This is a genomic window from Brevundimonas sp. MYb52 (genome assembly GCF_002979535.1).
Lineage (GTDB): Bacteria > Pseudomonadota > Alphaproteobacteria > Caulobacterales > Caulobacteraceae > Brevundimonas.
This window is the reverse complement of record NZ_PCPB01000003.1, coordinates 187,882-203,244: the sequence shown is the minus strand read 5'-3', so window position 1 is coordinate 203,244 and position 15,363 is coordinate 187,882. Positions and strand designations below refer to the sequence as shown.

The 15,363-nt window shown below is 68.1% G+C and carries 13 protein-coding genes and 1 other RNA gene; all 14 read right to left on the bottom strand.

Annotated features, from left to right (window positions below; translation table 11 throughout):
- Positions 1–5: 5 nt before the first annotated feature.
- On the bottom strand, positions 6–1,187 hold the full coding sequence (locus CQ039_RS06410) for an FtsW/RodA/SpoVE family cell cycle protein (RefSeq protein ID WP_105563050.1): 1,182 nt from the start codon (positions 1,185–1,187) through the stop codon (positions 6–8).
- Entirely contained in the window at positions 1,184–2,704 is a 1,521-nt protein-coding gene (gene murD / locus CQ039_RS06405) for a UDP-N-acetylmuramoyl-L-alanine--D-glutamate ligase (protein ID WP_105563051.1), read from the bottom strand. The genes CQ039_RS06410 and murD overlap by 4 nt, the downstream gene beginning before the upstream one ends.
- Before the next feature lie 4 nt (positions 2,705–2,708).
- Positions 2,709–3,818, bottom strand: coding sequence for a phospho-N-acetylmuramoyl-pentapeptide-transferase (mraY, locus tag CQ039_RS06400; protein WP_105563052.1), 1,110 nt, complete (start codon positions 3,816–3,818; stop codon positions 2,709–2,711).
- Between the two features lie 11 nt (positions 3,819–3,829).
- Positions 3,830–5,266 carry a UDP-N-acetylmuramoyl-tripeptide--D-alanyl-D-alanine ligase gene (gene murF, locus CQ039_RS06395; protein ID WP_105563053.1) on the bottom strand — a complete coding sequence of 479 codons (1,437 nt, stop codon included), beginning with the start codon at positions 5,264–5,266 and terminating at the stop codon, positions 3,830–3,832.
- Positions 5,259–6,719 carry a UDP-N-acetylmuramoyl-L-alanyl-D-glutamate--2,6-diaminopimelate ligase gene (locus tag CQ039_RS06390; RefSeq protein WP_105563054.1) on the bottom strand — a complete coding sequence of 487 codons (1,461 nt, stop codon included), beginning with the start codon at positions 6,717–6,719 and terminating at the stop codon, positions 5,259–5,261. Before CQ039_RS06390 ends, murF begins: the two co-directional genes overlap by 8 nt.
- The gene (locus CQ039_RS06385) at positions 6,716–8,497 is read right to left on the bottom strand and encodes a penicillin-binding protein 2 (RefSeq protein WP_233190185.1); all 1,782 of its coding nucleotides are present in this window, start codon (positions 8,495–8,497) and stop codon (positions 6,716–6,718) included. Before CQ039_RS06385 ends, CQ039_RS06390 begins: the two co-directional genes overlap by 4 nt.
- Before the next feature lie 20 nt (positions 8,498–8,517).
- Entirely contained in the window at positions 8,518–8,907 is a 390-nt protein-coding gene (locus CQ039_RS06380; RefSeq protein ID WP_105563056.1) for a cell division protein, read from the bottom strand.
- Entirely contained in the window at positions 8,904–9,866 is a 963-nt protein-coding gene (rsmH, locus tag CQ039_RS06375; RefSeq protein WP_105563057.1) for a 16S rRNA (cytosine(1402)-N(4))-methyltransferase RsmH, read from the bottom strand. Before rsmH ends, CQ039_RS06380 begins: the two co-directional genes overlap by 4 nt.
- Positions 9,863–10,339, bottom strand: a complete 477-nt coding sequence (locus tag CQ039_RS06370; RefSeq protein WP_105563116.1) for a division/cell wall cluster transcriptional repressor MraZ — start codon at positions 10,337–10,339, stop codon at positions 9,863–9,865. The genes rsmH and CQ039_RS06370 overlap by 4 nt, the downstream gene beginning before the upstream one ends.
- 439 nt (positions 10,340–10,778) lie before the next feature.
- Positions 10,779–11,155: RNase P RNA component class A (rnpB, locus tag CQ039_RS06365), an RNA gene on the bottom strand.
- Positions 11,156–11,348: 193 nt separating this feature from the next.
- The gene (locus tag CQ039_RS06360) at positions 11,349–12,110 is read right to left on the bottom strand and encodes an N-acetylmuramoyl-L-alanine amidase (protein ID WP_105563058.1); all 762 of its coding nucleotides are present in this window, start codon (positions 12,108–12,110) and stop codon (positions 11,349–11,351) included.
- A 9-nt stretch (positions 12,111–12,119) separates the two neighbouring features.
- Positions 12,120–12,443 carry a hypothetical protein gene (locus tag CQ039_RS06355; RefSeq protein WP_199183620.1) on the bottom strand — a complete coding sequence of 108 codons (324 nt, stop codon included), beginning with the start codon at positions 12,441–12,443 and terminating at the stop codon, positions 12,120–12,122.
- A 112-nt stretch (positions 12,444–12,555) separates the two neighbouring features.
- Positions 12,556–14,343 (bottom strand): signal peptide peptidase SppA, encoded by a 1,788-nt coding sequence (gene sppA, locus CQ039_RS06350; RefSeq protein ID WP_105563117.1) that lies wholly within the window; start codon positions 14,341–14,343, stop codon positions 12,556–12,558.
- 149 nt (positions 14,344–14,492) lie between these two features.
- Entirely contained in the window at positions 14,493–15,245 is a 753-nt protein-coding gene (locus CQ039_RS06345; protein WP_105563118.1) for an SIMPL domain-containing protein, read from the bottom strand.
- Positions 15,246–15,363: the final 118 nt, after the last annotated feature.

The window sequence follows — 15,363 nt, the reverse complement described above, 5'->3', positions numbered from 1 at the left end:
CTCTCTTACGGCAGCAGGCGACGGCGCGGCGGCGAAATGTTGGAGCCCGGCTCATAGGCGCCCGGACGGCGCCGCGTCAGGGCGAGGGCAAACCCCATGGTCAGGCCCATGGCCATCATCGACGACCCGCCATAGCTGATGAAGGGCAGGGTCATGCCCTTGGTCGGGATCAGGTTCAGGTTCACCGCCACATTGATGCAGGCCTGAAGCCCGATCAGCATGAACAGGCCCGCCGCCGCGGTCTGCTCGAACGGGTCGTTCAGCTTCATCGCCTTCTTCATCCCGCGAATGACGATGAAAGCGTAGAGGCCGATCAGGATCAGCGACAGGACCAGGCCGAACTCCTCGGCGCCGACCGAATAGATGAAGTCGGTGTGCAGGTCGGGGACCGAGCGCTTCATCACCCCCTCGCCGATGCCGCGTCCGACCAGACCGCCGGCGCGGATGGCCTCGGACGCCTTGTCGATCTGGTGGGTGTCGGTCGTCTCGGGCGACAGGAAGCGGCTGAGACGGTCCCGCATGTGGCTGAAGGTGAAGTAGAGCGACACCACCCCGCCCGCGCCCATGGCGGCGATAACGGCCACCCATTTCAGCGGCACCCCGGCCATGAAGAAGACGGCCATGAAGGTGGTGGTGATCAGCAGGGTCTGACCGATGTCGGGCTGGATCAGCAGCAGGCCGACCGTCAGGGCCCAAAGGCCAAAGGCGATGCTGACGCCGGGAACCCCCTGCCCTTTCTGGGCCTCGGCGAACATCCAGGCGGCGAAGACGATCAGGCCGGGCTTGGCGAACTCGGACGGTTGCAGGCTGAACGGGCCGAGGTTCACCCAGCGCGCGGCGCCCTTCACCGTGTCGCCGATAAACGGCAGAGCCGCCATGACCACGATGGCCCCGAACAGGGCCAGGACCGCGATCCGCCGCACGCCGCGCGGCGACAGCAGGGAGGTGGTCAGCATCAGGGTCGTGCCCATCGAGGCCCAGACGATCATCCGCCACGAATAGTGGAAGGGGTCCGTGATCGACTCGTCGGCAAGAATGGCCGCGGGGCTGGAGGCGAAGCTGAGCGATACGCCCAGCGCCACCAGCGTCAGGGCCGCGCCCAGCAAGCCGCGATCCACGGTCCAGAACCAGCGCGCGATCAGGCTCTGATCATTGCGCGAAAAGGGATGGCTGTAGCTCTGGCTCATGCGGCGGGCTCAGGCTTGGCGCCCAGCGCCAGCACGGCGGCGCGGAAGGCTTCGCCCCGCACCTCGAAATCAGGGAACTGGTCGAAACTGGCGCAGGCGGGCGACAGCAGGACGACCTGCTCGCCCCCGGCCGCGGCTGCGTCGGCGGCGGCCAGCTCGACGGCGCGCTCCATCGTATGCGCCACCACGTGGGGGGTGTCAGCCAGGGTGACGGAGAAGGCGTCGGCAGCCTCGCCGATCAGATAGGCCTTGGCGACGTGGGGGAAGAGGTCGCGCAGAGCTTCGATGCCGCCCTCCTTGGCCTTGCCGCCCGCGATCCAGAAGACGGAGGGATAGGAAGCCAGGGCCTGACGCGCGGCGTCGGCGTTGGTGCCCTTGGAATCGTTGATGAAGCGGACGCCGCCGAGACGGCCCACGGCCTCCATCCGGTGCGCCAGACCGGGGAAGGTCAGCAAACCCTCGACCGCCGCCTCGTGCGATACGCCGAGCGCGCGGGCGGCGGCATAGGTGAAGGCGGCGTTCTGGGCGTTGTGACGGCCGGGCAGCGAGCGGGCGGCGGAGAGGTCGGCCAGCACATCGCCGTCGGCCAGCAAGACGCCAGCCGTCGCCTCATACCCTTCTCCCCTTGTGGGAGAAGGTGGGCCCGAAGGGCTCGGATGAGGGGTTTCGCCTACAGAAGGTTCAGGTGTGCTTTCGGAGAGGGTGAGAGACCCCTCATCCGTCAGGCTCCGCCTGCCACCTTCTCCCACAAGGGGAGAAGGAAGACTGGCGACCGTCTCGACACGGCACCCCTGAGTGCGCAGGTCCGCCGCGATCCTCTGCCCCCAGGCTTCATCCACGCCGACCAGGGCCAGCGCCTCCGCCCCCTGCGCCGGGAATATCCGGCGCTTGGCGGCGACATAGCCTTCCATGCCGCCGTGGCGGTCCAGGTGGTCGGGGCTGATGTTGGTCAGGATGGCGACGTCGGGCGCGAAGGTCGTGGTCAGGTCCAGTTGGTAGGACGAGACCTCGATGACATAGACGGCGTCGGGCGTCGGGGCCGGCAGGGCCAGGACGCCGATGCCGATATTGCCGCCGATGTGGACGCTCAGGCCCGCCGACTTCAGCACCCAGCCGATCAGAGCCGTGGTGGTGGACTTGCCGTTGGTGCCGGTGATGGCGACGACGCGGGGGCGTTGGCCTTGCGGGAGGACGTCCAGAGCGCGGGCGAACAGCTCGACGTCGCCGATGACCGGCACGCCTGCCTGATGGGCGCGCTCGACGGTCCAGTGCGGCTTGGGATGGGTCAGGGGCGCGCCCGGCGACAGGACCAGGGCGGCGAAGCCCGACCAGTCGGCGCGGGTCAGGTCCTCGACGACAAAACCCTCGGCCTCCGCCTGCATCCGGCCCGAGACGCCGTCGTCCCACAGGACGGGGACGGCGCCGCCGGCCTGAAGCGCGCGCGCCGCCGTAATACCGGAACGGCCCAGGCCGAAGACCGCGATGCGACGCCCCTCGAAGCCGGGAACCGGGATCATGGGATCAGCGCAGCTTCAGCGTGGCCAGACCGAGCAGCGCCAGCATGGCGGCGACGATCCAGAAACGGATGACGACGGTGGATTCCGGCCAGCCCATCTTTTCGAAGTGGTGGTGGATGGGCGCCATCAGGAAGATGCGCTTGCCGGTCAGCTTGAAGTAGCCGACCTGGATCATGACCGAGGCCGCCTCGACCACGAACAGGCCGCCGACGATGCCCAGCACCAGCTCGTGCTTGGTCGCCACGGCGATGGAGCCGAGCGCGCCGCCGAGAGCCAGCGAGCCGGTGTCGCCCATGAAGATCTTGGCCGGGGGGGCGTTGTACCAGAGGAAGCCCATGCCGCCGCCGATCATGGCGGCGCAGAAGATGGCCAGCTCGCCCGCGCCGGGCACATGGTGGACCTGCAGATAGTCGGCGAACAGGAAGTTGCCGACCAGATAGCTGATGATGCCGAAGGCGCCCGCCGCCATCATCACCGGCACGATGGCCAGGCCGTCCAGACCATCGGTCAGGTTCACGGCGTTGGAGAAGCCGATGATGGTGAAGGCGGCAAAGGCCACATAGAACCAGCCAATGTTCAGCAGGATAGCCTTCAGGAAGGGGAAGGCGATCGAGGTTTCCAGCCCCGGCGAGGTCGGGGAATAGGTCATCCAGACGACGGTGAGCACGCCCGCGATCACGGCCACGACCGCCTGGGCCGCCAGTTTCTGCTTCGAGGTCAGGCCCGCCGAGGTCTGCTTGGTCACCTTGGCGTAGTCATCGATGAAGCCCAGGACGCCGAAGGCCGCCGTCACGCCTGAGACGATCCAGATATAGGGATTGGTTAGGTCGCCCCACAGCAGGACGGCCACGCCGATGCCCGCCAGGATCATCAGCCCGCCCATGGTGGGAGTGCCGACCTTGGACAGGTGCGACACCGGGCCGTCGTCGCGGATCGGCTGGCCCCGGCCCTGCTTGGCGCGAATCCAGTTGATGAAGCGGCTGCCCATGGCGACCGCGACGATCATGGCCGTGGCCATGGCCAGGGCCACGCGCACCGTCTGATACTGGATCAGGTGCAGCAGCGGATATTCCTGAGCGATGTCCGCGTAGTAGAGATAGAGCAGGTAGAACATAGTAAGTGACCCTATCGCGTCGCGCGCGGCGCGGCGCTGCTTGAGGGGTTGTCGCCTTCAGGTGTGAGCTTGGCCAGGGCCGCCGCGACCAGCGAGGCGCGCGATCCGTTCGATCCCTTGACCATAACGACATCGCCGGGCTGGACCAGGGCGGCGGCCTCGGCGGCCAGTTCGGCGGCGGTTTCACGCCATTGGCCCCGCAGCGACGGCGGCAGGATGTCGTAAAGCAGGCGCATCTGCGGACCCGCCGTGTGCACCACATCCAGACCCGCCGCCTCGATGGCCGGAGCCAGGCCTTCGTGCAGGGCGCGGCTGTGGTCGCCAAGCTCCAGCATGTCGGTCAGGACCACGACGCGGCGGCCGCCCTGCCCCACGGGCTTTGCGCCGAGGCTGACGAAGCCCGCCTTCATCGACAGGGGATTGGCGTTGTAGCTCTCGTCGATCAGGGTGAAGGCGCCGCCGGGGACGGCGACCGTCTTCATCTGCCCGCGCCCGGCCAGAGGCTGGAAGCCGGCCAGAGCCTGAAGCGCCGTGTCCAGCGAAACGTCCAGCGCCTGCAGCATCAGGATAACGCACAGGCTGTTCAGCCCCCAGTGCACGCCCGACTGGGCCAGGCGATACTCGATGCGCTGGCCGTCCAACTCGGCCGTGACGGTCGCGCCTTCGCTGTCGGGCGTAAAGGTCAGCAGACGGGCATCGCAGCCTGCGTCATGGCCGAAGGTCCGCAGCACGGCCCCGGCGTCCAGCGCGCCCTGGCGCACGATGTCGGCGTGGACATCGGCGGCGTTGACCACGGCGATCCCGCCGGGGATCAGGCCCTGGAAGATGGCGGCCTTCTCGCGCGCCACGCCCGCCTCGCCGTCAGCGAAGGCTTCGATGTGAACGGGGCCGACCGTGGTGACGCAGGCGGCGTGGGGGCGGACGAAGGCCGACAGCGGGCCGATCTCGCCCGGATGGTTCATGCCGATCTCGAACACGGCGCGGTCGGTGCCGTGCGGCATCCGCGCCAGGGTCAGCGGCACGCCGATATGGTTGTTGTAGCTCTTGATCGAGGCGTGGGCGGCCCCGGCCAGGTCGAGACCGGCCTTGATCGCCTGGGTCACGCTGGTCTTGCCGACGCTGCCGGTGACGGCGCCGCGCAGGCGGGCGCGGTCGCGGGCGGCGACGCCCATGGCCTCCAGTCCCTTCAGGGTGTCGGGCACCAGCACATAGGGCCCGCCCTCGACCGGGCGGTCGACCAGAGCGACGCTTGCGCCGTCGGCGAAGGCGGCGGATGCGAACTCATGCCCGTCGCGCGCGCCGTGCAGGGCCAGGAAGAGATCGCCCGGCTGAATTTCACGGCTGTTGTAGGTAAGGCCCGAGACAGTTGCGTCGGGGCCGTGGAGCTGCCCGCCGGTCGCCGAGGCGATGGCTTCGGCGGTCCAGAGCGGCGTTTGGGTGTCAGGCATGATCGCGCAGGGCTTCGGTCGCTTCGGTGGCGTCGTCGAAGGGATGGATGACCCCGGCGACGATCTGTCCCTGTTCATGCCCTTTTCCGGCGATCACCACCACATCTCCTTCGCGCATCAGCGATACGGCGTGATGAATGGCCTCGCGGCGGTCGCCGATCTCCAGCGCGTCGGGGCAGCCGGCGCGGACCTGGGCGCGGATGGCGGCGGGGTCCTCCGAGCGCGGATTGTCGTCGGTGACGATGGCCACGTCGGCCAGACGACCGGCGATCTCGCCCATCATCGGCCGCTTGGCGCGGTCGCGGTCGCCGCCAGCGCCGAAGACGACGATCAGACGGCCGGTGGCGTGAGGGCGCAAGGCGTTGAGCACCGTCTCCAGACCGTCGGGGGTGTGGGCGTAGTCAACATAGACCTCGCCGCCGCGCGAGCCTTCGCCGGGGATGCGCTGCAGGCGGCCCTGTGCGCCCTGGATGAACTCCATGGCCGGGATGACGCGGTCGGGGTCTTCACCGCCCGCAATGCACAGGCCCGCCGCCACCAGGGCGTTCGAGGCCTGGAAGGCCCCGGCCAGCGGCAGCAGGACATCATGGATGCGACCGCGCGCGTCGATGGTCAGGCGCTGGCCTTCCGGCGTGGCCCGGCGCGCGATCAGCGACAGGTCGCGCCCGCGCTCGCCCACGCCCATGACGCCCAGACCGGCCATGATCGAAGCGGAAGCGAAGGCCGAATAGGCGTCGGAGTCGGCGTTCAGCACGGCGGTGCGCCCGCGCGGCAGCAGGGCCTCGAACAGGCGCAGCTTGGCGGCGCGATAGGCCTCCATCGTGCCGTGATAGTCGAGGTGGTCCTGGGTCAGGTTGGTGAAGCCCGCAGCCCGGATGGCCACCCCGTCCAGACGGCGCTGCTCGATGCCGTGCGACGACGCCTCCAGCGCCAGGTGCGTCACCTCCTTGGCGGCCAGTTCGGCGAGCAGGCGCGCGGCGTCGGCGGCATCGGGGCTGGTCAGGCCGGGACCGGTCAGAGCATAGGTCTTTTCGCCCTTCTGACCGACGACGCCCAGCGTGCCCATGCTGGCCGACTTCAGGCCCATGCCCGCCCAGATCTGACGGCAGAAGTTGGCGACCGAGGTCTTGCCGTTGGTGCCGGTGATCGCCACGCAGGTCTTAGGCTGGGCGCCATAGAAGCTGCGCGCGGCCAAGGCATAGGCGCGGTGCACGTCGCCCGAGGCGACCAGCAGGGGAGCGGCGCCCGCCGGCGTGTCGGCGGGGGCCAGGATGGCGGCGGCGCCCTTGGCCAGGGCTTGCGGGATGAAGGCGCGGCCGTCAGCGGACGCGCCCGGCAGGGCCACGAACAGGGCGCCGGGAACGACCTTGCGGCTGTCGGCGGTGACGGCGGTGATCTCGGGGTCCGAGCTGACGTCGCGGCGCAGGATTTCGGACAGGCGAAGCGCGCTCATCGGCCGTCGCCCTCGACGTCCTGGAACTCAGGAATCTTTTCGCCCAGGGCGGTGGACCAGCGGTCGGCCTTGCGCTGGACGCCCAGGAAGGGGGCGATGCGGTCGGCGATACGGCCCACGGCCGGCGCAGCGACATAGCCGCCGGTCCGCGGGAAGGTTCCCGGCTCGTCCATCAGGACAAAGACAGTGTAGCGCTTGGCTGTCACCGGGCCATCGGCGGGGAAGACCCCGGCGAAGGAGCCGACGGCGACGGCAGGATTATAGCGACCGTTGACCAGCTTGTTGGCCGAGCCGGTCTTGCCGCCGACCCGCAAGCCCGGCGCATCGGCGAAGCGGCCGGAACCACGCGTCACGTTGCGACGCATCAGATCCAGCATGGTGGCCGAGGTCTCGGGCGAGACGACCTGATGGGTCGGCGCATTGGGGCGCCCGCCCTTGCGCAGGGTCGGCTGCACATAACGACCGCCGTTGACCAGAGCGCCATAGGCGGCGACATACTGAATCGGCGTGATCATGATGCCATAGCCGAAGGACAGAGAGGCCAGGGTGGTGTCGTCCCACTTGCGCACCTTGGGCGGAGCGGCCGACTCCTTCAGCTCGATCGGAGCGGCGTCCAGAAGACCCAGGCGTCGGAAGTAGTCGCGCATCACATCGCCGCCCATCTCGACCGCCAGACGCGAGGTGCCGATGTTGGACGAGTGCAGATAGACCTCCTCCAGCGTCAGCACCTTGTTGGTGGCGTGGAAGTCGGTAATCCGGCGGCGGCCGATCTGCAGAGCCTGCGAGGCGTCGAACAGGGTGTTCATGTCGGCCCGGCCGGTGTCGATGCCGGCGGCGACGGTGAAGCTCTTGAACACCGAGCCCATCTCATAGTGGGCCGAGGTGACGCGGTTCATCAACGCTTCGCTCGGGGCGCTGTTGCGACGGTTGGCGTCATAGGTCGGCCAACTGGCCATAGCCAGAATCTCGCCCGTCTGAACATCGGCCACCACAGCGACAGCGCCCTTGGCCTTCGCCAGCTCGGCGGCGGCGGCCAGTTCGTTCTCGACCACGCCCTGGACACGCAGGTCGATCGACAGCTGGAAATCCTCGCCCGCAGCGCCCGCCGCGCGGATTTCCTGATTGAAGGCCAGCTCGGTGCCCGACACGCCTTCGCCGCCCGTATCGGCGCGACCGATCAGATGCGCCGCAGAGGTGCCCAGCGGATAGACGCGGCGATCCTCGGGCTCGAACGAGACGCCGCCCAGGGCCAGAGCGTGGACCGCGCTGCGCTCGGACGGGGTCAGACCGTTCAGGACCAGCAGGCGGCGCTCGCCGCCCAACACGCGATCCAGGCGCTTGGCCGAGACGCGCGGCAGGGCGCGGCGCAGTTGGGCCTTGGCGCTGGCGGGGTCCCAGATCTCGCGCGGATCGATATAGAGGCCGTAGTGGGTGATATTGGTGGCCAACAGCTGACCGTTGCGGTCCACCAGATCGGCGCGGGTCAAGGCGTTGGCGTTGAAGCCCGCGCCCGAACCGCCGCGCGGCGCGAACAGGGCGGCGTGGGCGGCGCCCAGAGCCAGACAGGCGAAGACGGCCGAAAACACCGCCAGGATCAGGAAAATACGGACGCGGGTGTCTTCTTCCGGGCGGCCGTCGGCGCGGGCGCGCTCGAACGAGTGCTCCAGCCACCAGACGCAGTTGGCGACCCAGCGCCCCCAGGCGGCGAACAGGCCGCCCACCGACGGCCCTTGCGGACGCGGCTGCGCGCGACCCGGCGCGGGACGACGATAGTCCATGCCGTGATGATCATGAACGCTCAATGCAGGGTCTCCCCGGCGGCAGGCGCAGTAACGGGCGCGGAAGGCGCGACGGCCGGCGGCGGAGCGATGGCGGGCAGGCCCGCCTCGACCGCCTGGCGACGCACATCAACGGGGCCGAGGCCGATCTCGCGCGACAGGGCCTCCAGCCGCGCTGGCTGCTCCAGCCGGGTCGCTTCAGCGCGCAGCAGGCGGACGCGCTGGCGGTTCTCGCGGATCTCGCTCTCGATACGGCTGATCTCGCTGCTTTCCCGGGCCGCGGCGGCCTTGGCGATATAGACCGAGAAGACCAGGGCGGCGACGCAGACCACGCCGATGATCTCGACGCAGCGCACGCCGCGGACCTTCCAATCGAACAGACGCTTCACCGGAATAGGAACGGCGATCATGACCGCTTCCCTCCAATCGCGCCCCAGGCGGGAGCCTCGGTGCGGACGGCGGCGCGCAGACGGGCGGAGCGGGCGCGCGGGTTGGCAGCCAGCTCGGCCTCGCCCGCCTCGCGTGCACCCTTGAACATCAGATCGAAGCTGGGCTTGCGGGTTTCCACCGCGACCGGGGCATGACGCGAGCCGCCGGGCGAGTTGCCCGTGCGCTCGGTCAGGAAGGCTTTGACGATGCGGTCTTCCAGCGAATGGAAGGTGACAACAACCAGACGGCCGCCCGGCGCCAGCGTGGCCTCGGCGGCTTCCAGACCGCGCTCCAACTGACCCAGCTCGTCGTTGACGGCGATACGCAGGGCCTGGAACACGCGGGTGGCCGGATGGATCGGCGCGCCACGACGACCACCCAGGGCCTTTTCGATCACCTCGGCCAGATCCAGGGTGTGGCTGAACGGCTGCTCGACGCGGCGACGCAGGATGGCGGTGGCGACCCGGCCCGACTGACGTTCGTCGCCATACTGCTTGAAAATGTGGGCCAGCGGCCCGTGATCCCAGGTGTTGACGAGATCGGCGGCGGTCGGCCCCGTGTCGCCCATCCGCATATCCAGCGGCCCGTCGCGCATGAAGGAGAAGCCGCGCTCGGCCTGATCCAGTTGCATGGACGAGACGCCGATGTCGAAGACGGCGCCGTCCAGCTGGGCCTTGCCGCTCTCGGCGAAGGCCTCGGCCAGGCCCGAGAAGGGCGTGCGGATCAGCTGGAACTGGCCCGGATAGGCGGCGGCGACGGCGTCGGCGTGCGGCTGGACCGTTGGGTCGCGATCCAGACCGATGACCTGGGCCCCGCGATCCAGGATGGCGCGGGTATAGCCGCCCGCACCGAAGGTGGCGTCGATGATCACGTCGCCAGCTTGCGGGTTCAGAGCCTCAAGGACTTCGGCCAGAAGAACGGGGGCGTGCGGAGAGGTCACGCTGCGCCTCCGGTTTTCGCCACTGTCGCCTGACGGCGCATCTCGCCGAACTGCTTCAGGCCCTCGCGCGCCATGCGGCGTTGCTCGGCGCGGTGCGCGGCCCACTTGTCCTTGTTCCAGATCTGGAAGCGCTCGCCTACGCCGTAGATGACGACTGTGTCGGACAGATCGACCTCGGCGCACAGGTGCTCCGGCAGGGTGATGCGGCCGGCCGAGTCATAGGACAACGGCTTCTGCTCGCCAAAGATCGAGGCCTCTAGCGCCGAGCGGTAGGGATCGCCGAAGGGCAGACTTTCGATGACGGCGCGGTATTCGGCGAACAGCTTGTCGCCGCCCGCTTCCAGGCAGTCCGCTTCGATGGAGGGAAAGCAGAAGACGCCGTGTTCAGCGCCGTTTTCAGCCGTGCGGAATTCCTGAGGGATCAGGAGACGGCGCTTGCCGTCCAGCTGCTTCTCGTAGGTCGAGAGAAACACGCCCTGCCCCAATCGAGCCCCGCGGCCCGTCCCTGAAATCCGTTGATGACACCACGCGTCGGGCCACAGCCCCTACTCATGAGGCTATGGGATAGCATGGGATCAGATGGGCCTCAATGGGATTAGTTGACACCCTTTAACCAAATTTGCAGTTCGCCGAACGCTTCCGTAAGTGTCAAATGAGAACATACAAGCAACATCAAGAGTATTCACAGCCTGTGGACGGCTTTTTCCGCCATGTTTTCAACGCAGGGGTTAATGGCGACCACTCGGCCCATCCATCCGCGCGACGGCGGCGATGATGAGCGCGGCCCAACGCTGGTCAAGCCCGAGGATGACGGCGGAAGTTGAGCGGGAAACGGCCTCAAGTAGCGCGAAGCGCGGTAGGCCCCAAAAAAACGGGCCTCAAGTAGGCCGAAGGCCGATAGGCCCAAGAATAAATGCCAGACGGCCTGTAAGCCGGGTTCTGTTCCGCCCGAAAGCGGCGACGATCATTCCTCTGGACCGCCCATTGCTGGACGGTTCTCGCGACCTACCCGGACGCCTCGGGCGGTGAACCCTGCGGCCGAAACCGCGCGACGTCCCTATTCGGTCTTGCTCCAGGCGGGGCTTGCCATGCCGCCGACGTTGCCGCCGACGCGGTGGGCTCTTACCCCACCCTTTCACCCTTCCCCGGGCCGGAGCCCAGGCGGTTTGCTTTCTGTGGCGCTATCCCTCGGGTCACCCCGGGCGGGAGTTACCCGCCGCCTCTTCACCGTGGAGCCCGGACTTTCCTCGACAAGAGCAAGCTCTCGCCGCGACCGCCCGGCCGTCTGGCGGGGGCTAAGTGCGCGCGAACGGAGCCAAGGTCAACGCCTGCTTTCTCCCTCCCCTTCATGGGGAGGGTGGTCGCGCAGCGACCGGGTGGGGAGGACGAGGCAAATATTAGGGTGCGCGTGAACCGCCGAAGCGTCCCCACCCGTCTGCCGCTTCGCGTCAGCCACCCTCCCCATGAAGGGGAGGGAGAATTCTAGTCCAGAACGCCGGTAACGCTCTCTGCGCTGGCCAGTTGCAGCAGGCCGACGAGGCGAGCGCGGGTTTCGCCGTCGGCGACGCCGTCCACGCGATCAGGCCGCCAGTGGCGCTGGAAGGCCTCGACCGTCAGGCGGGTCTCGTCGTCGTAGTCGCCGCCCGGCTTCAGACCATAGCCCAGCCGATGCAGGCCCGAGCGCAGGACAATGACGCCCAGCCCCTCGTCACCCGGCGTCAGGTCGGCGCCGAGGGCGGCGACGCGCTCGGGCGCGGGATCGAACCACAGGCCATGCCCGGCCTCGGCCAGACGCTTCCACGGGAACAGTTCGCCCGGGTCCTGCTTGCGGTCCGGCGCCGTGTCCGAATGGCCGATGATGCGGACGTCGGGGATGGTCCAGCGCGCGCGGATGTCGGCGATCAGGTCGATCACCGCGTCGATCTGCGCCTCAGGAAAGGCGCGATACCCGAACTCATGGCCCGGATTGACGATCTCTACGCCAATGGAGGCGGCGTTGATGTCAGTCTCGCCCTGCCAGGCGCCCCGACCGGCGTGCCAGGCGCGGCGCTCTTCCGGCACCAGGCGCAGAATCACGCCGTTCTCGTTGACGACATAGTGGGCCGAGACCTCGGCCGCCGGATCGCGCAGACGCGTGACAGCCGCCTCGGCCGTCTCCATCCCGGTATAGTGCAACACCAGCATGTCCGGCGGGCCGCGCCGGGCGTTGAAATTGGGCGACGGGGCGTCAGTGATGCTCAGCATGGCGCTCGATCAGCGCCCTTCACGTTCCCAGCCGTAGGCGACCCAGGTGTCGCCGACCTTCTGGGCGTCGATCACGCCCTCGTCGCGACGGGCCGTGGCGGCGCGAGCGCGACGGGCGCGGAAAGCGAAACCGGCGAAGAAGACCACCACCCCGGCGATCAGGGCGATCACCGCCACGGCGGCGGCGGTCAGCACGGCCAGAACCGCGCCCACGGTCACAGCCAAGGCCGTGGCGATCAGACCGCCGAGCCAGACGAAGGGCGCCAGCAAGCCGCCGCCGGTGCGGCGTCGGGCGTTGAAGCCGATCTGGGCGAAGGGGTCGGACTGGATCATGGAACTGCCTCTCATGGCGCGCCGATCAAGGAACGCCTGAAACCCAATGTCGGTCCATCGACCTGAACGGTCAATGGACTGCGACATCACGCATCAGTCAGGATTTTCGCCATCAAAATGCCGGCTGGTCCGCCAGCACCACGGCGCCGCGGCTACGCAGACGCTCGGCCTCGACCTGATTGAGCATGGCCTGGGCCGCCGGATCGCCCATGACGCGACCGACCGAAACCATGGCGTCAGCCGCCTGGCCGGAAGCGCCAAAGGCCGAGGCCAGAGCCTCCCACGGCGACTGCGGCGTAGGGAAGCGCTTGAACCGCACCGACTCGCTGGTCGGGATATTGGCCAGCTTGCGCGCCTTGATGACAGCCTCGTTCAGGCCACCCAGTTCATCGACCAGACCCAGGGTCTTGGCCTGAGCCCCCGTCCAGACCCGGCCCTTGGCGATTTCGCGCACGCGTTCAACCGGCAGCTTGCGGCCCGTCGAGACACGGGCGACGAACTCCTCATAGACGCGATCCATCGAAGCGGCGAAGGCGGCGCGCTGGCCCTGGTCGAAGCCCTGCACCGGCGAGAAGGCGTCGGCGTAGTCACCGCCGACCGACAGGCCGCGCATGTCCAGGCCAAAGCGGCCCAGGGCGTCGGCCAGCACGAACTTGCCGCCGAAGACGCCGATGGAGCCGGTCAGGGTCGAGGGCTGGGCCACGATCCAGTCGGCCTCCGAACTGATCCAGTAGCCGCCCGAGGCCGCATAGGCGCCCATGGACACCACCACTGGCTTGCCCGCCGCCTTGGCCGCGCGCACCGCAGCCAGGATTTGCTCGGACGCCTCCGGCGAGCCGCCCGGCGACGAGACGCGGAAGACGATGGCCTTCACGCTCTTGTCCTCGATGGCGTCATAGATGGCCTTGGCCGTGTCATCCGAACGGATGTCCGAGCCCGAGCCGAAGGGCGAGGCGCTCTGGCCGCGCCCGGTCGTGATGGCGCCCTCGCCGCCAACAATGGCGATGGCCGACTTGCCCGAGCCGTTACGCGCGCCCTGCAGCGAGGCATAGTCGCCGAACTTGATGATCTTGGCGTCCTTGCCGGCCTTGGCCTTGGCGGCGGCTTCGGCTTCCTCGACCTGACCGATCTTGTCGACCAGCTTCAGCGACAGCGCCTGTTCGGCGGAATAGGGGCCGGCCTCAATGGTCGTTTTCAACGCCTCGGGCGTGGTCTTGCGGTCGCGGGCGACATTGGCCAGGGCGCTGTCGTAGATCGAGGTCATCCAGGCCGTCATCGCCTCGCGGTGCGGGCCGGTATAGTCGCTCTGCGTGTATTCGTTGACGGCGTTCTTGTACTCGTAACGCTGCTCGAACTCAGGTTTGACGCCGTATTTCTGGAAGGCGCGGCCCAGGAACAGACTGTCGCTGGACAGGCCGACCGCCTGGAAGTTGGCGGTGTTCTGCATCCACAACTGGTCGGCGCTGGCCGCGACCATATAGCTGGAGACCACAGCTCCGATCGGCATGAAGCCCTGGCTGTGGGCGATAACGGTCTTGCCCGAAGCGCGGAAGCGGTTGATCGCCTGGCGCACTTCGTCGGCGGCGGCGGGGTTCATGCCGCCCTCAGGCGCGCGAACCAGCAGAACCTTGACGCTGTCGTCCTTCTCGGCCTGGGCCAGGGTGTCGACGATGTGGATCACCGACAGGCCGGAACCGCTGAAGGCCGCAAAGGGATTGGTCGGCTGCTGATCGGTCAGCCCCTCGCGCAAATCCAGCTCCAGCACAGAATTGGCAGGCGTGGCCGGCTTGGAGGCGCCGGCGGCAGCAGCGAAGAACAGCAGGGCCACGATCGGCAGGACGATGAAGAAGGCCACGAGCCCGGCGAAGACGCCAAGCATGGTCAGGAAGAACTGTTTCATGAAAAAGGCGGCCGTCCGATCAGTGGCCACGCGCGGCCTGGCGCGAGCATAGGGCGCACACGGCAAGCGTCAAATGAAGGCGCGGTAATGAAACGCGAAAAGGGCCTGCCATCGCTGGCAGGCCCTCCTCTTTTGATCGATTCAGCCGATCAACGACCGATGTCGTAGGTTCCGCTGATGTCGATGCGAACCGTCAGTTCGCCGGCCGACACCGGGGTCGAGGCGCCGCCGGCGTCCATGGCCATGGCGCGGGCGTACATCGGACGCGGCGGTTCCGGCGTGAAGCCGCCGCCCTCGGTCAGGGATCGAACCCCGCCCAACTGGACGCCCAGAGCCTGAGCATAGAGCCGCGCCTTGTCCTGCAGGGCGCGCACGGCCAGCTGGCGCGCCTGATCCTCGGCCGCCTTGGCGTCCTTCAGGCCAAAGGCGATGCCGTCGATCTGATTGACGCCCGCCGTGACCACGGCGTCGGCCGTCGCGCCGACCTTGGTCAGGTCGTTGATGACCACGGTGACGCGGTTCGTCGCCTGATAGCCGCGCAGCTTGGGCGGTTCGTTCTGCTGATAATCGTATTGCGCCGACAGGTTCAGGCCCGAGGTCTGGATGTCGCGCTCGGCGATGCCCGCGCGACGCAGGGCGGCGACGACGCGGGTCATCTGCTGGGCGTTCTGGGTCATGGCCTCCTGGGCCGTAGCGGCCTCGGTGACGACGCCGAAGTTGATCGTCGCCTGATCCGGCGCGACCTTGACCTCGCCATAGGCGGACAGGTTGAGGGCGGGTTGTTGAGCCATGGCGTGCACCTGCATCGGAGAAGCGCCCGTAGCCTGGGCGGAGGCAACGGCGGGAACCGCCAGGGTCATCAGGGCCGTGCCCAGCATCAGGGCGCGTGCGGTGCGGGTCATCATAGTCTCCGTCGAAATCGATCGGTCAGGCGTGTTCGCCAGCCACGACCCTACCTTGGCCGTTTCAAGCTGAACAAACGCAAAAGCCCCCTGTGCAGGTTCCGTTCATCGACGTGAA